Source organism: Pandoraea sp. SD6-2 (genome assembly GCF_000389825.1).
GTDB classification, from domain to species: domain Bacteria; phylum Pseudomonadota; class Gammaproteobacteria; order Burkholderiales; family Burkholderiaceae; genus Pandoraea; species Pandoraea communis.
Window position 1 is genome coordinate 702,202 of the sequence record NZ_KB944454.1, and the last position, 23,502, is coordinate 725,703.

Consider the following 23,502-nt stretch of genomic DNA (forward strand, 5'->3'; position numbering starts at 1 on the left):
CCCTACACTGAAGGCAACACTTCAGTCATCGGGAGAACACCGTGATGCGTACCGACCAAATGACCGCCAAACGTCCGCTTCGCCCCGGCACCGCCACCTCTGGCCCGCGCGATGCGCAGGCCCGGGCAACGCCTGCCCCGGCCTCGCCGCGCTATGCGACCGACGACGCCAAGTGGGCAGCGGTCGTTGCCCGCAGCAAGCAGGCAGATGGGGAATTTTTCTACTCCGTGCGCACAACCGGCGTGTATTGCCGCCCATCGTGCGGGGCGCGGCTCGCACGGCGCGAGAACGTGGCGTTCCATACGGATAGGGCAGCGGCCGAACGGGCGGGCTTTCGTCCGTGCAAGCGCTGCAAGCCGGATCAGGACGCACTCGACGCGCGGCACGCTGCACTGGTGAGCGCCGCGTGCCGGCGTATCGACACGGCCGAGGCGCCTCCACGTCTGGAAGTCCTCGCCGCCGAAGCAGGCCTGAGTCCGCATTATTTCCACCGGCTCTTTCGCGCCGTCACGGGTGTGACCCCTCGCGCCTATGCCAACGCCCGCCGTGCCGAACGTGTGCGCGACGCGTTGCCTTCGGCCGAGAGCGTCACGTCGGCGTTCTACGATGCCGGGTTCAATTCCAACGGCCGCTTCTACGCGAAGGCCGATGCGCTGCTCGGCATGAAGCCGGCCGCGTTCCGCGCAGGGGGCAAGGCCGAGTCGATTCGCTTCGCCGTGGCGCAGTGCTCGCTCGGCGCGCTACTGGTTGCCGCCACCTCGCGCGGCCTGTGCGACATCTCTTTGGGCGACGAACCCGAGCCGCTCGTGCGGAACTTGCAGGACCGTTTCCCGAAGGCGGAACTGGTGGGCGCGGACGCGGAGTTCGAGCGCTGGGTCGCGCAAGTCGTGGGGTTTGTGGAGTCACCGCGCATCGGTCTGTCGTTACCGCTCGATGTGCGTGGCACCGCATTTCAGCAACGTGTCTGGCAGGCGCTTCGGGAAGTCCCCGCAGGGGAGACGGCCAGCTACGCGCAAATCGCCGAGCGCATCGGTTCACCTCGTGCGGTGCGTGCGGTGGCGCAAGCGTGCGCGTCGAACAAGCTGGCCGTGGCGATTCCGTGTCACCGGATCGTGCGCAACGACGGCGCACTGTCGGGCTATCGCTGGGGGGTCGAGCGCAAGCGTGCACTGCTCGCTCACGAGCGCGGGGAAAGCAGCGAAGCGTCGAATCCGGATAAGGGGGAACTGTGAACGCTCGCCCTTCGTCGCTCACGCCCCCCAAGTCAGTCAAATCCCTCGATTGGGCCGCACTGGAAGACGAACTCGATTGCTTCGGTGCAGCGCGCATTCCCCATCTGCTGAACGGCAACGAATGCCACGATCTCTGCGCGATGTACGGCGAGACGAACGGGAGAATGAGCACCATGCCGACATCGCCCTGCTTTCGCAGCCGTGTCGTGATGGCGCGTCATGGTTTCGGACAAGGGGAATATCAATACTTCGCCTACCCGCTGCCGCCGCTCGTCGCCGAACTGCGCGAAGCGTTCTACGCGCCGCTGCGTGAGATCGCGCACCGCTGGCACGCGGCGATGGGCATCGATGTCCGCTACCCGCCCACGCACAGCGCCTACCTCGCGCAATGCCATGCGGCCGGGCAGCGCCGCCCCACGCCGTTGCTGCTGCGCTACGAGGCGGGCGACTACAATTGCCTGCATCAAGACCTCTATGGGGAACACGTCTTCCCGTTGCAGGTGGCCATTTTGCTGTCGCAGCCCGGCGAGGATTTCACGGGCGGCGAATTCGTCCTCACCGAGCAGCGCCCGCGCATGCAGTCGCGTGCCGAAGTGGTGCCGCTCACGCGCGGCGACGCCGTCGTGTTCGCCGTGCACCACCGTCCGGCGAACGGCACGCGCGGGGTGTATCGCGTGAACATGCGGCACGGCGTGAGCCGCGTGCACAGCGGCCATCGGCATACGCTCGGCGTGATCCTGCACGACGCCACATGACGCTCGATCTCTTCGGCAGCGCAAACGACGACGCCCGCCACGACAGCCCGCCGGTCGACGAACTCGGTCCGGGGGCCTTCGTGCTGCGGGGGTTTGCGCAGTCGCAACTGGCGACCTTGCAGGCGGACATCGATGCGGTCGTTGCCCGGGCGCCGTTGCGTCACTGGCTGACGCCGGGTGGCAAGCGCATGTCGGTCGCCATGACGAATTGCGGGGAAGTGTGATGGATCAGCGACCGGCAGGGATATCGCTACGGCACGCACGATCCGCTCTCGAAGCAACCGTGGCCACCGATGCCCGCCTCGTTCGTTGCGCTCGCCCGTCACGCTGCCGAGGCAGCCGGTTATCCCGACTTCAGACCCGACGCCTGCCTCATCAATCGCTATGCGCTGGATGCGCGACTCACGCTGCATCAGGATCGTGACGAACGTGAATTGGACGCGCCCATTGTGTCGGTCTCGCTCGGACTGCCCGCGACCTTCCTGTGGGGCGGTCTCCAGCGCGGCGATCGCACACGTCGCGTGCGTCTTGCGCCGGGCGACGTGGTCGTGTGGGGCGGGCCGTCGCGGCTCGTCTATCACGGTATTGCGAGCGTCGAAGGCAGCTTCGACGCTCGGGCCGTGCGTTACAACCTCACGTTCCGGCTGGCGCGCTGATCGTTCTTGCGAGCGGCGCGCACCGCCGTCGTACTGCGCTCAATACCCGACCGTGAAACGCGCGCGCGGGTGCTGGTTCTTCTCGAGTTCGTCGACCAGCGCAATGGCGTAGTCTTCCATCGAAATCCAGCTCTTGCCGTTGGCGTCGACCAGCAGGCCGTCGCCACCCACGCGGAATTTGCCCGTGCGCTCCCCCGGCTCGAACAACGCCGACGGCGACAGGAACGTCCAGTTCAGCGGCGAGTCTTTCGGCTCGGCGCGCAGCACTTGCAGGAAGACACGCCCGGCACTGGCCTCCGGCTTGTAGGCGTCCGGAAATTCCGGCGTGTCGATGAGCGCCTTGCCCGGCGCGATTTCCAGACTGCCAGCACCGCCCACCACGAGCAAACGCGGCACGCTCGCGCGCGTCACCGCGTCGAGGAGCTTGCCCGCATCCATCGACGCGAAACGACCGGCGCTGATCACGGCGTCGTGACCGGCGAGCAGCGGCGCGAGCGCCGCCGGGTTCACCGCATCACCCTTGACGACGGTGAGACCCGCCTCGGCTTCGACGCGCTCGGGATTCCGGGCGATCCCCGTGACGGTGTGACCACGTTGCAGCAACTCGGCGGCAACGCGCGTACCCACGCGGCCGGTAATACCAATCAAGGCGACTTTCATCAGGAATCTCCTGGAGGTGAGGGGGAATTCGGAATAAGGGGGGGGAATGCTCAGTGCGCGCAGCCGTCGGGACCGCATTGCGGCAACACGCCAGCGTCACCCTCGGCAGATGCCTTCGTCTGCGCCGCCAGCAAACGCTCGCGCAGCGCATCGCGCCAGGCATCGGGTTGCGCCAGATAGCGGCCCGGTTCGAGCCGTTCTATCTGAGCGCCGATCTCCAGCGCGAAGGTCGGGAAGCCACTGCCGCCCACCCGGGTGAGCCACGCACGGCTCTCGCGGAAATGCCGCATGAGCGCGGCCGCATCCTGTGCGTCGAAGGCGTTGGCGAAGGCGTCCCGGTCAAGGCCGAGATCTGCCGCGATACCGGCGAGCACGTCGCGCTCGGCAATACGTTTGCCGTCGACGTAATGGGCGCGCTGCAACGCGGCGAACATGTCGAGGCCGCGCCCGGCCAGCGCCTGGGCAGCCAACACGGCGGCCGTGGGCGGTGCGGAGTCGAACACGGCGGCGCCGTCGCGCAGCAACCCTTCGAAATAGGCGTCGCCAAACGGCTGACCGGTGAGCGCCGCAATGCGATGGTCGTGCGGCATGACGTAGTTGCGAAGCTGCGGTGTGACGGGTTGCGCGTTCGGGCCGGCCATCATGCCGCCGCCGTGAAACACGACGTCGAGGCCCGCCACGTCGCGTGCCGCGCGCACCAGCGGCGCGGCAGCGTAGCACCAGCCGCACAGCGGATCGGCGATGTAATGCAACGTTGCCTGAGTCATTTCGGTATGTCCTGTGTCGTGCAGTGCCGTCGCTCGACGGCGTCTCATGAATGCCATCGTAGTCGCGTCAATCGTTCAAAAAAAGCCCATAATGACGATCACTTTGTTGCATCGATCGAGCAAATCATGGACCGTCTGACGGCAATGCGTGTCTTTACCGAAGTGGCCGAACGCGGCTCGCTCACGGCAGCGGCGCAGCGGCTGGACATGTCGCGGGCGATGGTCTCGCGGTATCTGGCGGAACTCGAAGCGTGGCTCGGCACGCGGCTGCTGCACCGGACCACGCGCGCGGTGAGCCTCACCGACGCCGGTAACGACGCGCTGCCGCGCTGCCGGGAAATGCTCGGGATCGCCGACGATCTGGCGGGCGCCTCGCACACCGACAGCACGCCGCGCGGCCTGCTGCGGGTGGCTTGCAGCACGTCGCTCGGTCAGGCGTTTCTCGCCGCAGCCGTCACGCGCTTCATCGTTCGGCACCCAGGGGTGGCCATCGACCTCGTGGTGGCAGACCGCACCGTCGATCTGGTGGACGAGCGCATCGATCTGGCGATTCGCGTGACCAACGAACCTTCGCCCGGTCTCATCGCGCGGCGCCTCGCCACATGCCACTCCGTGATCTGCGCCGCACCGTCGTATCTCCAGCGCCATGGCACGCCGGAGCGCGCCGAAGACCTCGCGCTGCACAACTGTCTGACGTACACCTACTTCGGCAAGAGCCTCTGGCAGTTCACGCACAACGGCACGCCGCTCGGCGTGCCCGTCGGCGGCAATCTGTCGGCCAATGAAGTGAACGTGGTCTTCGCCGCCACGCTGGCAGGCGCGGGCATCTCCATGCAGCCCGTCTATGCGGTGCTGCCGCATCTGCGCGACGGCACCCTGCGAGCCCTGCTGCCCGACTACGTGCCGCGCGAGATGACCGTCTACGGCGTGTACATGTCGCGCAAGCAGATGCCGAGCGCCCTGCGCGCGTTGCTCGACGATCTGGTCGAACAGTTCCGCACGGGGCTGTTCGAAGACACCGGCTACCCCGGACACCAAGCCACGCCATCCGCCTGAAGCGCCCCGCTGCGTTTCGCCTGTCGTGACGCCATGGCGGCGTCACCGAATTGACACAATCCCCGCGTAAAAACGTCGTCTGCCTCGCCCGCCCGGGTCAGCCGGCGACGCCGTTCCCGTACGTCGACGTCTGCCCCTGCCAACCGGTTGCGGATGTTCGCGCGCGCCTGGCCGAGCGCCGCTGCCCGATACGCCAATCAAGGACATCATGACGAACGACGCCACGCCCCACCCCCACGACCCCGCTCTGGATGCCGATCTCGCGCACGACGACAATCCGTCGGACCCGTCGCGTCGCCGCCTGCTTCAGGGCCTGGCCGCCATCGGTGCCGCCGGTGCGGCAGGCGCTACCACGGCATTGACCGGCTGTGCCGCCGAAGGCGGCGCCGGTGCGCCGACGGCGGTGGCCGCAGGCGGCACATTCGACGCGCAGCTCAAGGCCAACATCAAGACGGTCGTCGTGATCTATCTCGAGAACCGCAGCTTCAACAATCTGTTCGCCGATTTCCCCGGCCTGGAGAAGCCGCTCTCGAAGGTCGCCGCAGCGGCCTACACGCAGCTCGATCGCGACGGCAAGACGCCGATGCCGATGCTGCCGCCGTTCTTCGACGGCGTGGTGCCGCGCGCGCAGACCCTTGGCGGCAAGAAGTACCACATCACCGAGAAGGACATCGCCCGTCAGCCGAACGCACCGTTCATGCTCAAGGACGCCGAGGGTCAGTTGCTGCCGACATCGGTCATCACGCGCGACCTGTGGCACCTGTTCTGGCAGAACCAGATGCAGATCAACGACGGCGCGAACAACCAGTTCGCCGCATGGGCCGATTCGGGTGGTCTTGTCATGGGTTACTACGGCGAGACCGCCAAGACGCTCGACATGTACAAGATCGCGCAGCAGTACACGATGTGCGACAACTTCTTCATGGGGGCATTCGGCGGCTCGTTCCTGAATCACCAGTTCCTGATTTCGGGCCGCCCGCCCGTGTATCCGAACGCGGCCCAAAGCCCCGCCAAGGACAAGATCGCCGTGCTGGCCGACGGGCCGCAAGGTGTGCGTCTCGCAGTGGCCCCGGAATCGCCCGCATCGGCCGCCGACGGCAAGCCGAAGTTCGTGCGCGACGGCGCCATCACGCCCGACAACTTCGCGGTGAACACGATGATGCCGGCTTACCAGCCGTCGCCGATCAAGCCGGCAGCGTCGGGCGACAAGCGTCTGGCCGATCCGTCGAACCCCGCTACGCTGCCGCCGCAAACGTTCGCCACCATCGGCGACCTGCTCTCGACGAAGGGAGTGTCGTGGGCATGGTATGCGGGCGCATGGCAATCGGCGCTCGATCACAAGGGCGGTGCAGACAGGCCGAACTTCCAGTACCACCATCAGCCGTTCAACTACTTCGCACAGTTCGCGCCGGGCACGGCCGCTCGCGAAGCGCATCTGCGCGATGGCGGCGAGGGCGATAGCCCGATCGCAAACAAATTCATCGCCGACGCCATCGCCGGCAAGCTGCCGGCCGTCACGTTCTACAAGCCGCAAGGCAACCTGAACCAGCACGCCGGTTATTCGGATGTGGAGTCGGGCGACCAGCACGTGGCGAACGTGCTCGCGCACCTGATGAAAGCACCGCAGTGGCAGAACATGCTGGTCGTGATTACGTACGACGAGAACGGCGGCTGGTGGGATCACGTCGCGCCGCCGAAGGGAGATCGCTGGGGTCCGGGCTCGCGTGTGCCGGCGCTCGTGGTCTCGCCGTTCGCCAAGCGCGGCAATGTCGATCACACGTTCTACGACACCACGTCGATCCTGCGTTTTGTCACGCGCTTGCACGATCTGCCGACGCTCGAAGGCATCGCCCATCGCAACGCGGCTTTCGCCGAACGCGGCGCGATGCCGCCGGGCGATCTGACGAAGACGCTGACGTTCGCGTGAGCAGGCGATCGGCTTAGGCGAGAACGCATAAAAAAGGGCACTTTCGGGTGCCCTTGCTTTTTGTGGTGACGCAACGCGTGAAGTGAGCGTCACTCAAGCGCGTCGAGTTCGTCCGAGCGCAACAACAGTTTGTCGAGCAAGCGCTCGTACACGCGCATTTCGTCGTCCGTCAGCGCTTCGAACAACCGGTCGTAGTGCGCGCGCGCCGCGTCGATCACCACGCGCCACACACGCTCGCCTTCCGGTGTGAGCGCCACCTTGACCGCGCGACCGTCGTGTTCGTCCGGCCCGCGACGCACCAGCCCGCGCGAGACCAGACCATCCGCCCCCCGGCTAGCCTGACTCTTGTCGAGATTCGCGCGACGCGCCAGCTCGGAGTTCGACAACGCCCCCGCCGTGCCCACGGCGGCGAGCACGCGCGACTCGGCCAGACTCAACTGCGCCGCGTCGGCATACGACTGCGCAACACGCTTGTCGTGCTGCTTCATCAGACGGTGCATCTTGTACGTCAGGAACTGATCGAGCGATTTGTGGGCTGGCCGCATTTCAGTGTTTTCCCCTAGACGAAATGGGTCGATATTTGGTTGCGAACGCAACCTTAGCACACTAGAATTGTTGCGTTAGCAACCAAATGCTCGGTGGCGTTTTTCGTCATTCGCGCGATGTGCAACCGTTGTCTCGCCGCTGACACGAGACCCGTTGCGCACGTGCCGAGCGGCTTATTGAGTGCCGCATCATGCATCGACCAGAGACCACCCCGCGCGCATCGCTTTATCACACGTATCGCGTCCATCCTCACTTTGCGCCGCAGGGCGACACCCCGGAGGTGCCCGTCACCGTCGTCGGCGGCGGCCCCATCGGCATGGTCACGGCGCTCGCGCTGGCGCGCCACGGTGTGCGTTGCGTCGTGCTGCAAGCCGAACAACAAGTCTCGGAAGGCAGCCGTGCCATCGTCTTCACGCGTCGCTCGCAGGAGATTCTGCAAGCCGTGGGCGTGGCCGGCGCCGTCGTCGCCAAAGGCCTGCCCTGGACCAGCGGAAATTCCTACTATCGCGGCCAGCGCGTCTTCCGCATGGAATCGCCGGTGGACGAGGACGACCGCTTCGCGCCGCTCATCAACCTGCAACAGAACGTGCTCGAGAGTTATCTGGTGGACGCCGTCGAGCGTGAGCCGCTCATCGACATGCGCTGGGGCAACAAACTCGTCGCACTCGCACAGGATGCGCATGGCGTTGCCCTGCAAATCGACACACCCGACGGCGAGTACACCCAACGTACCGGCTGGCTCGTCGCCGCCGATGGGGCGCGCTCGACCGTGCGCACCGCGCTGGGCCTGCGCTTCGAAGGCGCGAGCTACGAGGGCCGCTTCGTCATCGCCGACATTCGTATCGATCTCGATCTGCCGACCGAGCGTCTGGCCTACTTCGCCCCCGACTGGAATCCGGGCAACACCGTGCTCATGCACCGTGAGCCGGACGGCATCTGGCGCGTGGATTATCAATTGCCTGCATCCGAGACCTCCGAGCACGCGCTCCAACCCGAGACGATTCGCGAGCGCATCGACGCGCAACTCGACATGATGGGCCTCGGCGGCAAGCCGTGGGAACTCGACTGGTGCTCGGTGTATTCGGCACGCGCGCTCACGCTGCCCGACTACGTGCAGGGCCGCGTGCTCTTCGCAGGAGACGCCGCGCATCTGCTGCCGATCTTCGGTGTGCGCGGCGCCAACACCGGCTTTCAGGACGCCATCGATCTGTCGTGGAAACTCGCGGCCGTCGCGAAAGGCGCAGCGCCCGCGCCACTGCTTGCCTCGTACACGCACGACCGCGTGGGCGCCGCACGCGAGATCATTGCCGAAGCCGGCAAGAGCACGCGCTTCATGACGCCGCCATCGCACGGCTTTCGTGTATTGCGCGACGCCGTGCTGGATCTCTCGCTCGATCACGAATTCGTGCGGCCGCTGTTTCACTGGCGCACGTCGCGGGCGCACGATTACCGCGACTCGCCGCTGAACTGCCCCAACGACGACAACGCGCAGATGACGACAGGCCCCGCCGTCGGTGCCCCGGCACCGAACGTGAAGCTCGGCGATAACCACTATCTCTACGACCATCTCGGCGCTGCATTTCATTTGGTGACGTTTGGCGATGCACCGCTCGGCGAGGGCTTGCGTCACGAAATCGCGACGTGGCGTGAAAACGGTGTGCCGGTGAAGGTGATCGCGTTTGCGGCGTCGCAACGCACCGTCGCAGGCGCTGACATCACGCTGCCTGATCCGAATGGCCGCGCCGCCGCGAAATATGGTGCGGCCGGCGGCACGGCGTATCTCGTGCGTCCCGACCATCATGTCTGCGCACGTTGGCAGCAGCTTGACGCAACGCGTCTTGCCAGCGCGCTCGCGCAGGCAACGGCTCGCGCCTGAGTCGTCGCGCCCCTCAAGGAAACACTGTCATGACTACCGAACAAACCGCCATCGCCGGACTCGAGGAAATTTACGACACCCTCGCACTGGCCATCGACGCCGCACCGGAAGACAAACGCGAGTTGCTGCTCGCCAAGGTCGCCCTGCTGCTGGCCCATGAGATCCGCGATCCGCAACGGGTGATCGATCTCATCGGACGTGCGGCGAGCAGCACGCAGAACGCATTGACCCAAGCGAACTGACTCGCCGTTCAACACCCTTCCTTTTGGCGTCCGCCCTCGATGGCGGCGCCGATTTCATTACACCGCCACGTACAAACCAAGGCGGGGAGCGTTGGAGAAGACACCCATCATGAGTCGCATCACGTCTGCCGCCGGCCTCGCCGGTGGCGTTGCCGCATCCGCATCCGCCTTGGATGACGCACACACGAAACAGGAGGCTCCGAACGACGCGATGGCGCGCGCCGTCGTCCGCAAGGTTTCCCGCCGTTTGCTCGGCTTCCTGTTCGTGCTGTTCCTGTTCTCGTTTCTCGACCGCATCAACGTCGGCTTCGCCGCGCTCACGATGAGCCAGGACCTGGGGCTCACGAGCACGATGTTCGGCATGGCCTCGACCGTGTTCTACCTGACCTATGTGCTGTGCGGCGTGCCGAGCAATCTAATGCTCGTGAAGTTCGGCGCGCGCCGCTGGATCGGCACGATTCTGATGGCATGGGGACTCGCCTCGAGCGCCACCATGTTCGCGCACGACGCCACGAGCCTCTACCTGATTCGTGCCATCGTCGGTGTCACCGAAGCGGGCTTCCTGCCGGGCATGCTGCTCTACATGGGCGACTGGTTTCCGTCGGCCGCCCGTGCCCGAGCTAACGCCTGGTTCATGATCGCGATGCCGGTCACGTCAGCGCTGGGTGCCGCTGCATCGGGTTATCTTCTGCGGCTCGACGGTGTCGCCGGGCTCGCGGGCTGGCAATGGCTGTTCGTGCTGGAGGGACTGCCCACGGTGCTGCTCGGTCTCGTCACGTGGTGGTATCTCGACGACAAGCCGGCCGACGCGCGCTGGTTGAGCCCCGCCGAGAAGCAGACGCTCGACACGATGATCGCCCGCGACCGCGCTGCGGCCAGCGCGCAGCAAGCAGGTACGGCGTCGAGCGAGGGCGGCAGCGTGTGGCGCGCCATCCTCACGCCGAGCGTGGCGAAGTTCGCGCTCGGGTACTTCTGCCTCGTCAACACGCTCTCGCTCGCATCGCTGTGGATTCCGCAGATCGTGAAGAGCTTCGGCACAACGAGCAGCAACGTCACCATCGGCCTGCTCGCGGCCATTCCGTCGGTGTGCACGATTGCCGGCATGATCTGGTGGGGACGCCGCTCCGACCGGTTGCAGGAGCGCCGCTGGCATCTGGTGCTGCCGATGCTCTTCTCCGCCGCAGGCTGGGTCGTGACGTGTTTCGCACCCGACCCATCGCTGCGACTGGCGGGGGTGGCCATGGCCTCGACCGGCGCCTATACCGCGATGGCGATCTTCTGGACGGTGCCCGATCGCAGTCTGGCGCCGCACACGCGCGCACTCGGATTGGCGGTCATCAATGCTGTCGGCAATCTCGGGTCGGCGCTGAGCCCGATCGTCGTCGGCGTGCTCAAGGACTGGACGCACGCCTTCACCTCTGGCCTGATGTTCGCGGCGGCGAGCCTGCTCGTCGGCATTGCGGTGCTGTGGTTCGCGCCATTGGGGCAGCGGGCGCGGCAAGGTCGGCATCGCGGCGCATACTGACTCGCATCGAAGCATGGCGGACACGGTTCCGGGCCATAATGCGAAACGTCTTCGCGATCAAGGAATCTCGCCATGCCTGAAAAAACACCGGTGGCCGCCCAGGGCCCCACGCTCGTCGTTCTCATCGATGCCGATAACGCCGCCCCCGCTATCGTCGAAGGCCTGCTCACCGAAGTGGCCAAGTACGGCGTGGCGAGCGTGAAGCGCATCTACGGCGACTGGACGAAGCCGAATCTCGACGGCTGGAAGAAGTGCCTGCTCGAATACTCGATCCAGCCAATCCAGCAATTCCGCTACACCGTCGGCAAGAACGCCACCGACAGCGCCATGATCATCGACGCGATGGATCTGCTCTACACGGGGCGATTCGATGGCTTCTGCCTCGTCTCCAGCGACAGCGATTTCACGCGCCTCGCCTCGCGCATCCGTGAGCAAGGCCTGATCGTGTACGGCTTCGGTGAGCGCAAGACCCCGCAGCCGTTCGTAACCGCCTGCGACAAATTCATCTACACGGAATTGCTGCGCCAGGACGACGAGCCCGACGGCGACGAGGCGCCTGCGCCGCGCAAGCGCCGCACCGCGTCGGATCTGAAGCGCGACACACGCCTCGTGCGGCTGCTGCGCAATGCGGTGACCGGTGTCTCGGACGAAGACGGCTGGGCCAGCCTGGGCCCCATCGGCAGTCACATCGCCAAGCAGGCACCCGACTTCGACGCGCGCAACTATGGCTTCGGCAAGCTGAGCGACCTCGTGACGACTATCGGCCTGTTCGACGTCGAGCAGCGTGCAGGCAGCGGGGGCAACAAAGGACTCTGGGTGCGCATCAAGCCGAAGCGCGGGCCGGTGAAGCGCGGCGAATGAGCACGCCGGCGACTTTTTCCGGCTATTTCGCGCGAAACACTTGCCAGGTTTAGAAATTGACCCTATACTCGCGGTCTTTCTAGGCTCGTAGCTCAGCTGGTTAGAGCACCACCTTGACATGGTGGGGGTCGTTGGTTCGAGTCCAATCGAGCCTACCAACGAATCAAAGCACAAGGCGTTGCGCGTTTTCGCGTGACGCCTTTTGTTTTTTCCGCGACCGATTTTTCCGGCCGCCTTCTCTCGTCGACTCGTCTGGCTCTGCACGCTGGCGAAGCCCGTCCAGTCGCGTTACAAAACGACACATCCCAGACAAACTCGTAGCACCTGCTACGCAGCCTCGTCGCTACACTTGCCTCAACGGTTCGACGACAGGCATCGCTCCCCCAACGCTTCACCCGCCTTCGCGAATCGATCCGACTCACTGGCTACATTGCCTACGCGCGCGCAGCATCCTCGCCCTTTGCGTTAACCTGCGAGCGCCCCTGGAGGTCATCATGAAACGCATGCTTGTCATCGCTGCCCTTGGCGCCGCCGCCGCTGTCGCTTCGACCGCCGCATCGGCCCACGTAGACGTTGGCGTATATCTGGGCATGCCCGGGCCGGTCGTCGCAGCCCCGCCCGTCTACGTCGCACCGCAGCCGGTCTATGTGCAGCCGGGTCCGGTGTACGAAGCCCCGCAGCCGGTCGTCTACTACGGCCGCGATCGCTGGCACGATTGGCGCGAGCGCCGCTGGGACGAGCGCCGCGATCGCGGCTGGCACCATGGCTGGCGCCGCGGCGACGACGACTGACCCCATCAAGTACGAAGCGGCCCGCCGGTTGGCGTCGGCGGGCTTTTTAAGCGGGAAGCGGCACTGCCGCTTTCCGCGTTCTTTTATCTGACGCTCGCGTCTTCCCTGTCGCACGCCCGCGCTCACACCATCGGCACGTCGCGCAACTCGCGCTTCATCCACTCAACAAATGCCCGCGTACGCGACGGCAGCAGCCGGGCATGCGGATACACGATATTGACGGGACGTGCCGGCCCCTCGTAGTCCTTGAGTACGCGCACCAGGCGTCCGTCCGCCATCGGCGCGGCCACCTGATACGAGAGGAAGCAGCCGTAGCCCATCCCGCCGATGCACGCCTCCACCGCAGTGAAGCCGTGACTGATTTCGAGATTGCCGTCGACCGGCACGACGAACTCCCGCCCACCCTCCCAGAACCGCCACTGTCCATAGCCGCCGCCATGCGAGCGGATGCAGTTCTTGCCGGCAAGCTCGCGCGGATGCGCAACCTCGCCCTGCTCGGCCAGACATTCGGGACTCGCCACCACGACACGACGAATCGCCCCAATGCTCTGCGCGACCAGGCTGGAGTCCTCCAATGGCGAGATGCGAATGCCGACGTCGATGCCCTCCTCCCAGAGATTCACCACGCGGTCGTTGAGCAACAGACGGCACTTGACGGCCGGATAGGCGCGCAGAAAGCGATACAGCGCAGGCGCGACATGCAGTTGGCCAAAGAGCACCGGCGCCGTGACCACGAGCGTACCCGTGGGCGCTTCGTGCCGTGCCGCCAGCCGTGCTTCGGCCTCTTGTAGCGCGCTGAGTATCTGGCGGCATGTGTCGAGATACGTCCGCCCCTCTTCGGTCAGCGCGATGCGGCGTGTCGTGCGGTTGAGCAAGCGCACGTCGAGCGAAGTCTCGAGCGCCGCCAGAGTGCGCACCACTGCCGGAAGCGATGAATCGAGCGCGCGCGCCGCAGCGCTCAGGCTGCCCCGATCGACGATGGCGACGAACGTCTGCATGGCACGAAGTTTATCCATGCCGCGCATCATTACTCCGATTTTCGGAGTAGTCAAATCAACTTCGGAGCATTTATCCGGAAATCGGCAGGATGGACAATGCGCTCATGGTGTGGCGGCTCCGGCAACAGGGCCGGCACCCGCCCGTCATTACCCGGAGACGTTTCATGACTCATCCTGCCGAAGCTCAAGCGCAACATCCCGCTCGCCCTGCCCGCCCGATCCGCCTTTATCGGCACGTGCTCTCGGGGCATTGCCATCGCGTCGAACTGATGCTGCACTTGCTGGATCTGCCCTACGAGACCATCGATATCGACCTCCTCGCTGGAGAACACAAGCAGCCCGCGTTTCTCGCCATGAATCACTTCGGTCAGATCCCCGTGATCGATGACGACGGGCGGGTGATTGCCGATTCGAATGCCATCCTCACGTATCTGGCGACGCGCTACGACACCCGTGGCACATGGTTGCCGCGCGATGCCGTCGCCGCCGCGAAGGTGCAACGCTGGCTGTCGGTGGCAGCGGGCGATATGGCATTCGGGCCGGCGGCGGCACGTGTCGTCGTGGTGTTCCAGCGTCCCGTCGACGCGAGCGCGATGATCGAGCGCGCTACGCTTTTGCTCTCGCGCACCGAGGCCTATCTCACCGCACCGCAAGCCACGCCGTTCCTCGCTGGCGACACGCCGACGATTGCCGACGTTGCCTGCTACGCCTATCTCGCCCATGCCCCCGAGGGCAACGTCTCGCTCGCCCCCTATCCCGCCGTGCGTGCATGGCTGGCTCGTGTGGCCGCGCTACCGCGCTTCGTGCCGATGGTATCGACGGCATGCGGCCTGAACGCCGCCTGAACGTCGGGAGGAAATCATGACCGCGCCCGTAGAAACCTCGTTCGCTGCCTCGCCGTTCCATGCGGGTGAGATCGCCGTTCAGACACTCGCCGGTTCCCGCGAAGCCATGGCGGCAATCGGGGCGCGCGTCATTCGTACCGCAATGCCGGATCAGCATCGCCAGTTCTTTGCCCAGTTGCCGTTTCTCGTCGTAGGCGCACTGGACGCGCGCGGGCAGCCCTGGGCAACGCTGCTCAGCGGCACGCCCGGCTTCGCGCACTCCCCCGACGCAACGCGGCTGCGTGTCGACACGTTGCCGCCCTCGACCGATCCGCTGCATGGCGCAATGACGTTGGGCGCGCCGATCGGCATATTGGGGCTGGAGCCATCGACGCGTCGCAGGAATCGCGTGAACGGGCCGGTCGTCGAAGCCGATACGCGGGGCTTCGCGATTCGCGTCGCGCAGAGCTTCGGCAACTGCCCGCAGTACATCCGCAAACGAGACATTTCGCCGGACGGTCACGACAAAGCGCCACGGGCAGAACCGGCGCAAACGTCGCTCGACGACGACGCGCAATGGCAGATCGCCAGTGCCGATACGTTCTTCGTCGCCACGCATTACGCCGGCGACGGTGCGGCGCAACACAGTGCCGGGGCCGACGTGTCGCACCGTGGCGGCAAGCCGGGCTTCGTGCGTGTCGAGGATGCACACACGCTGACGTGGCCCGATTTTCGTGGCAATGCGTTCTACAACACGCTCGGCAATTTGCACGCCAATCCGCGCGCGGGATTGGTGTTCGTCGACTTCGCGTCCGGCGACTTTCTTCACGTGGCAGGCAACGCCGAAATTCTTTGGCATGACGAAGCACAGAGCGGCTTCGAAGGCGCGCAACGACTCGTGCGCTTACGCGTGCGTGAAGTCCGTCGCGTGCGCGGCGCGCTGCCCGCACGGTGGCGTGACGGCGAGACGTCGCCCAGCGTCGAACGCACGGGTGCGTGGCCGGCGGCTTGATCCCTCGTCGACGTTGGGGCTTGCCGCGTGCAGCCGCGGCGTGTACATTGTGGCCACGCCCTTCGAGTGACGGGCATCGTTTGTTTCCTCATTGATCCATGACTGCTCGCGCGTCTCTCCGACTTGCCAAGTCCGATGTCGCACCGCTGCAATGCGGTGCCGGCTCGCGTCTGCGCGCACGCTTCACAGCAGTCGTAGCGCCTCTGCCGGCGCCGCCGGCCGGTGTGGCACCGCCCGCCGTGGTGGTTGCCGACGTCAGCGTCGTGGCCTGACGCCACGTCTGGCGCGCTGGGTGCCCAACACCCGGCACAACACCTTTTCATCCGAATTTCAGTACTGATCCGCCTGCCGGCGCGTCGCCTGTCGTCCGTCGTACGCGACGACACGTCTTCACGCTGCGTATGCGCCTTGTGTCGCGTCACGGGACATGGCGTTCTCCAGCCATTTTTATAGACGCGACGCCCGGCAGGCCGCACATCCTGCTCAGGAGAAGATCGATGCAAGTGGAAAGTCTCGCGTGGCGCCGGCATGGCGCCACGCTCTTGTTTGTTCTGTTGTGGAGCGGCGGCGCACTGGCCGCCAAATGGGGGCTGACGCATGCGTCGGCGTTTGCGTTTCTCGTGGTGCGGCTTGGCGTGGCGCTCGCTGCGCTTACACTCATTGCGTTCACGCGCCGTCAATGGTGGCCGGCCGCGGGCACCCGATGGCAAGTCGCGGGCACCGGGGTATTACTCATCGGCGGTTATCAGGCGGCGTATCTGCTGGCGCTCGCGAACGGCATCACGCCCGGCGCACTCGCAACGGTGCTGGGCGTGCAGCCGATTCTCACGCTCGTGGCGCTTGAGCGGACGCACAGCGCACGGCGTCTTGCCGGGCTTGCCGTTGCTCTCGCAGGACTGGCGCTCGTCGTCGCGCAGAGTCTGATGTCGGCGCGATTGTCGGCGGCAGGCTCGGTGTGGGCGCTCGGCGCGCTCGCATGCATGACACTCGGCACGCTCGCGCAGAAAGGCTCGCGCCAGACGCCGCTCGACGTACTGCCGCTGCAATACGCGGTTGGGCTCGCGTTGGCGTTGCTTGTCGCGCCCACGCAGCCGTGGCACCTCGACGCGTCGTGGGGCTTCTGGCTGCCATTGTTGTATATGGGCCTCGTGATTTCGGTCGGCGCCACGCTGCTGCTCTACCGCATGATCGCAACGGGCAACCTCGTCACCGTCACCAGTCTGTTCTATCTGGTACCCGTGGTGACGGCATTGCTCGACTGGGGCATCTTCGGCCATCGCCCGACCGCGCTCGCCGTGGCGGGCACCGCCGCGATCTTGTTGGGACTGCGGTTGGCGCTTCGATAGCGAGGCACAAGCGAGGCAACGCCCGCGTCGGCTAAGATTGTCAGCTACCGGGTGACAATCACGGGACAAATCCCGTCGTTGTCACCCGAATTCTCTTACGACTGGAATCTTGCCGATGGATTTGCTCGACGATATGCGCATCTTCGTCACCGCCGTGGACGCGGTGAGCTTTACGGGGGCAGCGGCGAAGCTCGGGCTCTCGAAGCAATTCGTGAGCCGCCGCATCTCGTCGCTGGAGCAAGCGCTGGGCGTGCGGCTATTGCTGCGCACGACGCGGCGGCTGGCGGTCACGGACCTCGGCCGGATCTATTACGAGCGCGCCCGGCGCATTCTCGATGACGTAGAGGCGGCCAACCTCGCCGTGAGCAGTCAGGGCGAGCGTCCGCGCGGCAATCTACGTGTCTCGGCACCCATGTCGTTCGGGACGATGTTCCTCGGCTCGGTCATTCCGTCGTTCCTCACGACATATCCCGACGTCACGATCGAGCTTGAACTGAACGACCGCACCGTCGACATCATTGCCGAAGGCTACGACGTGGCGGTCCGCATCGGCGAGTTGGCCGATTCGTCGCTGATCGCCCGAACCGTTGCCCCCATGCGGATGGTCACGTGCGCCAGCCCTCGCTATCTCGAAGCCCGCGATGCGCCGCAAACCCCGGAAGACCTGCGCGAGCACGCCTTGCTGCCCTACGGCCACACCCAGCGCGTGAGCTGGACCTACGCACGGGACGGGCATCCAGTCGACATACCGGTGGTTGGACGCTTGCGCGTGAACAACGGTGAACTGGCGCGCGACGCTGCCGTGGCGGGGCTCGGCCTGACATGGCTGCCGGTGTTCATCGTCGCGCCGGCCCTGCTGAGCGGGCGGCTGGTCACGGTACTCGACGACTTCGCGCCCGCGCCGACGGCAATTCACGTGGTCTATCCGCAGCATCGTCAGGCATCGCTCGTGATCCGGGCGTTTTCGGATTTTCTGGCCTCGGCGTGCAGCGTGGCGGGTACGCAATGGTGAGAATTCGGGAGGTCGCAGCCGTCCTGGCACACGGGAATCGGCCGTCAGACTTGACCATCCATAGCCCGGACGGGGATACTTGACAGGTTAAAAACCCAGCTTTTTCACGCCGATGACCACGATTCTGCAACACATTCCCACGGGACAACGGGTCGGCATCGCCTTTTCGGGCGGTCTCGACACCAGCGCTGCGCTGCTTTGGATGCGCCAAAAAGGCGCGATTCCGTACGCCTACACGGCCAATCTGGGTCAGCCGGACGAACCGGACTACGACGAAATCCCGCGCCGCGCCATGGGGTACGGCGCCGAGAATGCCCGCCTGATCGACTGCCGCACGCAACTCGTGGCCGAAGGCATCGCCGCCCTGCAATCGGGCGCATTCCACATCTCGACCGCCGGTGTCACCTACTTCAACACCACGCCGATCGGCCGCGCCGTCACGGGCACGATGCTCGTCGCCGCGATGAAGGAAGATGACGTCAATATCTGGGGCGATGGCAGCACGTACAAGGGCAATGACATCGAGCGCTTCTACCGCTACGGTCTCTTGACCAACCCGGGCCTGCAAATCTACAAGCCGTGGCTGGACCAGACGTTCATCGACGAACTCGGCGGCCGCAAGGAAATGTCGGAATTCCTGATCGCCAACGGCTTCGATTACAAGATGTCGGTCGAGAAGGCCTATTCGACGGACTCGAACATGCTGGGCGCGACGCACGAAGCCAAGGATCTCGAGCACCTGAATTCGGGCATCAAGATCGTGCAGCCGATCATGGGCGTGCCGTTCTGGCGCGACGATTGCGCGATCAAGGCGGAAGAAGTCACCGTGCGCTTCGAAGAGGGTCAACCGGTGGCGCTGAACGGCAAGACGTTCGCCAACGCCGTTGAACTGTTCGAAGAAGCCAACCGCATCGGCGGCCGTCACGGTCTGGGCATGAGCGATCAGATCGAGAACCGCATCATCGAAGCGAAGAGCCGCGGCATCTACGAAGCCCCGGGCCTCGCGCTGCTGTTCATCGCTTACGAGCGGCTCGTGACCGGCATTCACAACGAAGACACCATCGAGCAGTACCGCGAGAACGGCCGCCGTCTGGGCCGGTTGCTATACCAGGGCCGCTGGTTCGACCCGCAAGCCATCATGCTGCGCGAGACGGCGCAACGCTGGGTGGCGCGCGCCGTGACCGGCGAAGTGACCATCGAACTGCGTCGCGGCAACGATTACTCGCTGCTCAACACGACCTCGCCGAACCTTACCTACAAGCCCGAGCGCCTGACGATGGAAAAGGGCGACTCGGTCTTCACGCCGCTCGACCGCATCGGTCAACTCACGATGCGCACGCTCGACATCGTCGACACGCGCGAGAAGCTGATGACCTACGCCAAGGCCGGTCTGCTCACCGCATCGAGCGACGACGCCCTGCCGCAGCTCGAAGGCAAAAAGGAGTAAGTCAGCCGGCTAACGCATCGCCCCACGGGGCGCTGCGTCTGTGTTGTCTGTCACAACAGGCGGCGCGCCCCGAAAGGAGCGCGCCGCCTTTGTTTTTTGGCCTGTCACGGTTCACGCGCTAAGATAGCGTCAAATAAGCTAACTCCCAATTCCTCCCGCATTCGGGGCGCGCGCTTTCCCCGTGATCGGCGGGGTGGACGCATGCGATGGAGACCTAACGTTGGTACGTCTGATACTGCTGTTGCTTGGCGTTGATTACCTGCGCCGCCGGGCGCGCGCACTGATCTGGATCGGTGCGATCTTCTTCGCCTTCGGGCTGGCGCTCATCTTCGACGCACTCGACGGTGTGGTGCACTTCCCGCTCAAGGTGTTCGCCTGGCTGCTCCTGCTCGAAGGGTTGGCAACGCTCGCCATCGTTACCATTGGCGTAGGTGGCCAGCGCATCGTGCGCGGGCTCAAAGGAGGCGCGTTCACGGTGGCCGCGTTGCTCGTGCTGTTCTTCGACCAACGATCCGGCAACTTCTGGCTGTCGATGCTGTTCGGCACCCTGTTCCTCGCCGACGGCCTGCTGCAATGCGTGGCCGCGTATGTCGTGCGCTATCCGCGCTGGGCGTGGGCCATGGCGGGTGGGTTGCTTGAGATCGCCGTCGCGATCTTCTTCTACCAACCGTATCCGACGCATTACAAAGGCACGCTGCCGTATGCGATCGGGCTGGGACTCGCGTTCACCGGCTGGAACGTGTTGGTGCTCGCGATGCGAGCGCGACGCATGCGCCGCGACTTCCGCGTCGAGCAGATTCTCGGCAGCCCGGAGGACAAGCGGCACTTGTGGGAAGAGCGTCCGCGTGCACCGCGCTGGGAAGGCCCACCGGCCGATTCCGAGCCGGCGTTGACCGTCCATGTCTGGACACCCTCGGGCTCGGCCAAGGCGCCGGCACGCCGCCACCCGGTAATCGATCGCTACATCGCCGCCGTCGACAAGAACGGCGTGATCTCGACGGGTCACGCGGCGCTGGAAAGCCATGAGGGTATATACGTGAGTCTTTACCCGGCCAAGGAAATCGACCGCTCGCCGGACCAGTTCGGGCAATTGCTGCGCGCCACGCGCGAAAACGATGTGCCGGGCGTGTTCCAGCCGGACTACGCGACGGAATCGAAGGCTTGGTGTCCGTCGACGGTCAAAGTCCGCATTCGCAACTACAGCCCCCGGCAACTGAGCGCCTTTTGGCAGACGTACCAACAGAACGCCACGTATAACCTCACGCACCGCAACTGCTCGAGCAGCGTCGCCAAGGCACTCGAAGCCGCCATCGAAGGCCGGGTCGGGCGACTGCAGGACGGTGCGGACGCCGGCTGGTGGACATTCGTACGCTTGTGGCTCACGCCAGAACTATGGGTCGCGGCCCAACTGCGCAAGCGAGCCAAGACCATGGCCTGGACGCCGGGTCTGGTGCTCGATTACGCCCGCGCGGTGAGCATGCTCGTCGATCCGCGTCCGTTCGGCTGGATCACGATGTCGTCGCTCGCGCTGCGTCGCATGCGCCGGTCGCGTCGCGCGTGGCGTGAGGCCGCAGAGCAAGCCGCCGTCGCGCAAACGCAGGGCAATCAGGCGTCGCACGGCTGACGACGGGTTGAGGCCAGGTTGAGACGGGATCCGTCGAGACATTCGGCAGGGGACGGTGTAACGTCACCTGTACTGGCCAGGGCAATGGCTGCCGACATGCGGACAACGCATATTCGCCGCCCGTGAGAGCTTCAGAAGCACAACCCAAGACGAGGACAGCTCAACATGTTCAACCGCCTTTGGCGCTTCGCGAGCGCCGCCCTGTTCGCCAGTCTGGTCATCGGCCGCGCCGCCCACGCGATCACGCCCGACGCCGCTCCCGCCACCATTCCTCACGGTGCCATCGTCGACCGGCAGCCACTCGAAGCGGACCATGGCTTACCCGAAGCCGGCGAACAATTCCGCATTCGTTACAGTTCCATCGACGGCGTTGGCGGCATCGAGGCCCGCGAGGACACGGGCGCAGTCTTCCTGCCCAAGGGGCCGGCACCGCGCGGCGGCTGGCCCGTGGTGGTGTGGGCGCATGGCACCGTGGGTATCGCCAGCGCGTGTGCGCCGTCGCTCAACGTGCGCAGCCAACGCGACATTCAGTACCTTGGCACCTGGCTCTCGCTCGGCTTCGCGATTGTGGCGCCCGACTACGCGGGCCTCGGCTCGCAAGGGCTGCATCACTACCTGAATGCGCGCGCGGAAGCCTATAGCGTGCTCGACAGTCTGCTCGCCGCACGCAGCGTGTTCCCGTTGCAGAATCGCGTGGTCATCGTCGGGCAGTCGCAGGGGGCGCATGCGGCGTTCTCGGCGGCAGGCTATCAACCGTTGTACGCGCCGGACGTCAAAGTGATCGCGACGGTGCTCACGGGCACGCCGTACTTCAATGCCCAGACGTCCGCCGCCATGCTGTTCGCGGGTCAACCCGATCCGGGCGCGCCGGACCCGAAGATTCCCTACGCGATGTACCTGTTCCTGTCGGCGGCCGACCGTGATCCGACGTTGCAGGCAGCGCGGTACTTCTCACCGCAGGCGCTACCTGTGCTCGACGAGGCCCGCACGCTTTGCATTGACGAGTTGACCAGTCATTCCACCGCCGCAGGCCTGAACGCCGGCAACAGCCTTCAGCCGATGATCCAGACGCTGCTGAACCACCAAACGCCGTCGCTGCGCTACCCGACACTTCACATCAAGCACCCGGTGTTCATCGGTATTGGCAGCAAAGACATCGACGTGCCGGTCATCATGCAGCAAGCATTTGCGCACGACGTCGCCAAAGCGGGCACCACGACGCGCGTGTACCTATACGATGGACTCGACCACGACGCGACGCTCAATCCGTCCCTGCGCGATTCGGTGCCGTTCATCCTCGAGCAAATGTCGACGAAAAGACGTGCGCACGCACAATAACTAGAGGAAGAAATCGAAATTCAAGAAACCGGACAGACCGGGACATACGTTGCAATGGAAATAAATCATTGATTTCATGAGATTTATTTGTCGTTGCAAGTACGCAACATGTGGGGACTTACGTAAAAATACATATGGTGCGTTGCAGCACGTCGTCCTATACTGAACTCGTCTCCTCCATGTCTCCTCCTGATATGGATTTAGCCCGCAGCTTGCGGGCTTTCTTTTTTTCTACGTCCGGAAACTGGCTGCCGTCCGGCCGCTTGTCACGCGGGACGATCAGTCGATGGCCGCTGCGCAAGCGTCCGTCGGCGCGGCCAGCACGCCCCCGACGCCCGGAATGATCTTCAGCCCCGCTGACGTCACCCGGCATGGCGCGGCCATCAATCCACACCCCGACACCGAAGTCACAAACGGAAGAATCGCGAACAAGGCCCACCAACGGCGCAGGTTGCGCGGTGCGGGCTTCGACGCCGATGTCGCGTCATTCGTCTCGGCGATGCGGGGATCGTGCTCGTCGGCCGCTACGGGGTACGCGCGGGAAGCGGCAATGGCCTGATGGCGCATCGGGAGGAGTGAGGTCACGGGAGCGAGATCCTGAAAATGGCGAGGTGAGGTGAATCGTGCAGTTCGGGCGGCGCCGATACCGAGCGCGCAGGCGCGCAAACACGATGGCTCACGCGGCGGGGGTGGTGTGGCCGATGTACGTGAAGCGCGGCACCGGCCCGCTCTGGGTCATCACCGGCTCGTTCCAAATGCGCAGCAGGCGGGTGCTCATGGGCAACCCTTCACGTGGATAGAGTCGCGTATAGACGACTACCGGTTCATTGGTCTCGTCGGCGCGGGCGATGCCCAGCGCGAGGTAGCAATTGCCTTTGTAGTGACGGTAGACACCTGGGCGGAACGCCTCGATTTCCGGTGTCGATTCCGCCGACGGCGCTGGCATATTCGAATACATCGTTCTCCTCTCCTGCTTACGACAACCGGAACCAATCCGGGACAAGAAA

The 23,502-nt window shown here is 65.1% G+C and carries 22 protein-coding genes, 1 tRNA gene and 2 pseudogenes; 19 read left to right on the forward strand and 6 right to left on the reverse strand.

Annotated elements, in window-relative coordinates:
• Positions 1-44: 44 nt before the first annotated feature.
• The 3 genes and pseudogenes from ada to alkB all read left to right on the forward strand — a co-directional run bounded on the left by ada (position 45) and on the right by alkB (position 2,643).
• A complete protein-coding gene (gene ada / locus C266_RS19585) occupies positions 45-1,232 on the forward strand; it encodes a bifunctional DNA-binding transcriptional regulator/O6-methylguanine-DNA methyltransferase Ada (protein WP_010808339.1) in 1,188 nt (395 codons plus the stop codon).
• Positions 1,229-1,987, forward strand: a complete 759-nt coding sequence (locus C266_RS19590; RefSeq protein WP_010808338.1) for a 2OG-Fe(II) oxygenase — start codon at positions 1,229-1,231, stop codon at positions 1,985-1,987. Before ada ends, C266_RS19590 begins: the two co-directional genes overlap by 4 nt.
• Positions 1,984-2,643 (forward strand): annotated as a pseudogene (alkB, locus tag C266_RS19595) (DNA oxidative demethylase AlkB). The gene C266_RS19590 and the pseudogene alkB overlap by 4 nt, the downstream one beginning before the upstream one ends.
• A 39-nt stretch (positions 2,644-2,682) precedes the next feature.
• Here alkB and C266_RS19600 read toward each other — a convergent pair.
• Together C266_RS19600 and C266_RS19605 are read right to left on the reverse strand one after the other, a co-directional pair.
• Positions 2,683-3,303 carry an NAD(P)-dependent oxidoreductase gene (locus C266_RS19600; protein WP_010808335.1) on the reverse strand — a complete coding sequence of 207 codons (621 nt, stop codon included), beginning with the start codon at positions 3,301-3,303 and terminating at the stop codon, positions 2,683-2,685.
• A 50-nt stretch (positions 3,304-3,353) separates the two neighbouring features.
• On the reverse strand, positions 3,354-4,070 hold the full coding sequence (locus tag C266_RS19605; RefSeq protein ID WP_010808334.1) for a DsbA family protein: 717 nt from the start codon (positions 4,068-4,070) through the stop codon (positions 3,354-3,356).
• 126 nt (positions 4,071-4,196) lie between these two features.
• On the opposite strand from C266_RS19605, the gene C266_RS19610 reads away from it, so the two are divergent.
• Positions 4,197-5,126, forward strand: a complete 930-nt coding sequence (locus tag C266_RS19610) for a LysR family transcriptional regulator (protein ID WP_010808333.1) — start codon at positions 4,197-4,199, stop codon at positions 5,124-5,126.
• 208 nt (positions 5,127-5,334) lie between these two features.
• Entirely contained in the window at positions 5,335-7,053 is a 1,719-nt protein-coding gene (locus tag C266_RS19615; protein ID WP_010808332.1) for an acid phosphatase, read from the forward strand.
• An 89-nt stretch (positions 7,054-7,142) separates the two neighbouring features.
• Here C266_RS19615 and C266_RS19620 read toward each other — a convergent pair whose 3' ends face one another.
• Positions 7,143-7,598, reverse strand: coding sequence for a MarR family winged helix-turn-helix transcriptional regulator (locus C266_RS19620; protein ID WP_010808331.1), 456 nt, complete (start codon positions 7,596-7,598; stop codon positions 7,143-7,145).
• Between the two features lie 191 nt (positions 7,599-7,789).
• On the opposite strand from C266_RS19620, the gene C266_RS19625 reads away from it, so the two are divergent.
• The 6 genes and pseudogenes from C266_RS19625 (at position 7,790) to C266_RS19650 (ending at position 12,894) form a co-directional block, all read left to right on the forward strand.
• On the forward strand, positions 7,790-9,475 hold the full coding sequence (locus C266_RS19625) for an FAD-dependent monooxygenase (RefSeq protein WP_010808330.1): 1,686 nt from the start codon (positions 7,790-7,792) through the stop codon (positions 9,473-9,475).
• A 29-nt stretch (positions 9,476-9,504) separates the two neighbouring features.
• On the forward strand, positions 9,505-9,717 hold the full coding sequence (locus C266_RS19630) for a hypothetical protein (RefSeq protein WP_010808329.1): 213 nt from the start codon (positions 9,505-9,507) through the stop codon (positions 9,715-9,717).
• Positions 9,718-9,826: 109 nt separating this feature from the next.
• The gene (locus tag C266_RS19635; RefSeq protein ID WP_010808328.1) at positions 9,827-11,242 is read left to right on the forward strand and encodes an MFS transporter; all 1,416 of its coding nucleotides are present in this window, start codon (positions 9,827-9,829) and stop codon (positions 11,240-11,242) included.
• Between the two features lie 72 nt (positions 11,243-11,314).
• Positions 11,315-12,076: pseudogene (locus C266_RS19640) on the forward strand (NYN domain-containing protein); the annotation flags it as partial.
• 108 nt (positions 12,077-12,184) lie between these two features.
• A tRNA-Val gene (locus C266_RS19645) sits at positions 12,185-12,261 on the forward strand.
• A 336-nt stretch (positions 12,262-12,597) separates the two neighbouring features.
• Positions 12,598-12,894 carry a hypothetical protein gene (locus C266_RS19650; RefSeq protein ID WP_010808326.1) on the forward strand — a complete coding sequence of 99 codons (297 nt, stop codon included), beginning with the start codon at positions 12,598-12,600 and terminating at the stop codon, positions 12,892-12,894.
• Between the two features lie 122 nt (positions 12,895-13,016).
• Here C266_RS19650 and C266_RS19655 read toward each other — a convergent pair whose 3' ends face one another.
• Positions 13,017-13,910, reverse strand: coding sequence for a LysR family transcriptional regulator (locus C266_RS19655; protein WP_036663858.1), 894 nt, complete (start codon positions 13,908-13,910; stop codon positions 13,017-13,019).
• A gap of 146 nt (positions 13,911-14,056) precedes the next feature.
• Between C266_RS19655 and C266_RS19660 the strand changes: the two genes are divergently transcribed.
• From C266_RS19660 to C266_RS19690, 8 genes are all read left to right on the forward strand, one after another.
• Positions 14,057-14,737, forward strand: coding sequence for a glutathione S-transferase family protein (locus C266_RS19660; protein WP_010808324.1), 681 nt, complete (start codon positions 14,057-14,059; stop codon positions 14,735-14,737).
• A gap of 16 nt (positions 14,738-14,753) precedes the next feature.
• Complete coding sequence (locus tag C266_RS19665; protein ID WP_010808323.1) at positions 14,754-15,728, forward strand: pyridoxamine 5'-phosphate oxidase family protein; 975 nt, start codon at positions 14,754-14,756, stop codon at positions 15,726-15,728.
• A gap of 98 nt (positions 15,729-15,826) precedes the next feature.
• On the forward strand, positions 15,827-16,000 hold the full coding sequence (locus C266_RS27805; RefSeq protein ID WP_168162935.1) for a hypothetical protein: 174 nt from the start codon (positions 15,827-15,829) through the stop codon (positions 15,998-16,000).
• 225 nt (positions 16,001-16,225) lie between these two features.
• Complete coding sequence (locus tag C266_RS19670; RefSeq protein WP_010808322.1) at positions 16,226-17,074, forward strand: DMT family transporter; 849 nt, start codon at positions 16,226-16,228, stop codon at positions 17,072-17,074.
• A gap of 115 nt (positions 17,075-17,189) precedes the next feature.
• A complete protein-coding gene (locus C266_RS19675; protein ID WP_010808321.1) occupies positions 17,190-18,086 on the forward strand; it encodes a LysR family transcriptional regulator in 897 nt (298 codons plus the stop codon).
• A 112-nt stretch (positions 18,087-18,198) separates the two neighbouring features.
• A complete protein-coding gene (gene argG, locus C266_RS19680) occupies positions 18,199-19,533 on the forward strand; it encodes an argininosuccinate synthase (RefSeq protein ID WP_010808320.1) in 1,335 nt (444 codons plus the stop codon).
• A gap of 220 nt (positions 19,534-19,753) precedes the next feature.
• On the forward strand, positions 19,754-21,157 hold the full coding sequence (locus C266_RS19685; protein WP_010808319.1) for an HdeD family acid-resistance protein: 1,404 nt from the start codon (positions 19,754-19,756) through the stop codon (positions 21,155-21,157).
• A 165-nt stretch (positions 21,158-21,322) separates the two neighbouring features.
• A complete protein-coding gene (locus tag C266_RS19690; protein WP_010808318.1) occupies positions 21,323-22,495 on the forward strand; it encodes a lipase family protein in 1,173 nt (390 codons plus the stop codon).
• 279 nt (positions 22,496-22,774) lie between these two features.
• Here C266_RS19690 and C266_RS28460 read toward each other — a convergent pair whose 3' ends face one another.
• Together C266_RS28460 and C266_RS19700 are read right to left on the reverse strand one after the other, a co-directional pair.
• Positions 22,775-22,945 (reverse strand): DUF6726 family protein, encoded by a 171-nt coding sequence (locus C266_RS28460; RefSeq protein ID WP_036663866.1) that lies wholly within the window; start codon positions 22,943-22,945, stop codon positions 22,775-22,777.
• Between the two features lie 226 nt (positions 22,946-23,171).
• Positions 23,172-23,453, reverse strand: coding sequence for a DUF1653 domain-containing protein (locus C266_RS19700; protein ID WP_010808316.1), 282 nt, complete (start codon positions 23,451-23,453; stop codon positions 23,172-23,174).
• Between the last annotated feature and the right edge of the window lie 49 nt (positions 23,454-23,502).

Excerpts from the sequence above, each read along its gene's own strand:
- ada (WP_010808339.1), top strand. The coding sequence starts at position 45 with ATGCGTACCGACCAAATGACCGCCAAACGTCCGCTTCGCCCCGGCACC.
- C266_RS19600 (WP_010808335.1), bottom strand. The coding sequence starts at position 3,303 with ATGAAAGTCGCCTTGATTGGTATTACCGGCCGCGTGGGTACGCGCGTT.
- C266_RS19605 (WP_010808334.1), bottom strand. The coding sequence starts at position 4,070 with ATGACTCAGGCAACGTTGCATTACATCGCCGATCCGCTGTGCGGCTGG.
- C266_RS19610 (WP_010808333.1), top strand. The coding sequence starts at position 4,197 with ATGGACCGTCTGACGGCAATGCGTGTCTTTACCGAAGTGGCCGAACGC.
- C266_RS19615 (WP_010808332.1), top strand. The coding sequence starts at position 5,335 with ATGACGAACGACGCCACGCCCCACCCCCACGACCCCGCTCTGGATGCC.
- C266_RS19620 (WP_010808331.1), bottom strand. The coding sequence starts at position 7,598 with ATGCGGCCAGCCCACAAATCGCTCGATCAGTTCCTGACGTACAAGATG.
- C266_RS19625 (WP_010808330.1), top strand. The coding sequence starts at position 7,790 with ATGCATCGACCAGAGACCACCCCGCGCGCATCGCTTTATCACACGTAT.
- C266_RS19630 (WP_010808329.1), top strand. The coding sequence starts at position 9,505 with ATGACTACCGAACAAACCGCCATCGCCGGACTCGAGGAAATTTACGAC.
- C266_RS19635 (WP_010808328.1), top strand. The coding sequence starts at position 9,827 with ATGAGTCGCATCACGTCTGCCGCCGGCCTCGCCGGTGGCGTTGCCGCA.
- C266_RS19650 (WP_010808326.1), top strand. The coding sequence starts at position 12,598 with ATGAAACGCATGCTTGTCATCGCTGCCCTTGGCGCCGCCGCCGCTGTC.
- C266_RS19655 (WP_036663858.1), bottom strand. The coding sequence starts at position 13,910 with ATGGATAAACTTCGTGCCATGCAGACGTTCGTCGCCATCGTCGATCGG.
- C266_RS19660 (WP_010808324.1), top strand. The coding sequence starts at position 14,057 with ATGACTCATCCTGCCGAAGCTCAAGCGCAACATCCCGCTCGCCCTGCC.
- C266_RS19665 (WP_010808323.1), top strand. The coding sequence starts at position 14,754 with ATGACCGCGCCCGTAGAAACCTCGTTCGCTGCCTCGCCGTTCCATGCG.
- C266_RS27805 (WP_168162935.1), top strand. The coding sequence starts at position 15,827 with ATGACTGCTCGCGCGTCTCTCCGACTTGCCAAGTCCGATGTCGCACCG.
- C266_RS19670 (WP_010808322.1), top strand. The coding sequence starts at position 16,226 with ATGCAAGTGGAAAGTCTCGCGTGGCGCCGGCATGGCGCCACGCTCTTG.
- C266_RS19675 (WP_010808321.1), top strand. The coding sequence starts at position 17,190 with ATGGATTTGCTCGACGATATGCGCATCTTCGTCACCGCCGTGGACGCG.
- argG (WP_010808320.1), top strand. The coding sequence starts at position 18,199 with ATGACCACGATTCTGCAACACATTCCCACGGGACAACGGGTCGGCATC.
- C266_RS19690 (WP_010808318.1), top strand. The coding sequence starts at position 21,323 with ATGTTCAACCGCCTTTGGCGCTTCGCGAGCGCCGCCCTGTTCGCCAGT.
- C266_RS19700 (WP_010808316.1), bottom strand. The coding sequence starts at position 23,453 with ATGTATTCGAATATGCCAGCGCCGTCGGCGGAATCGACACCGGAAATC.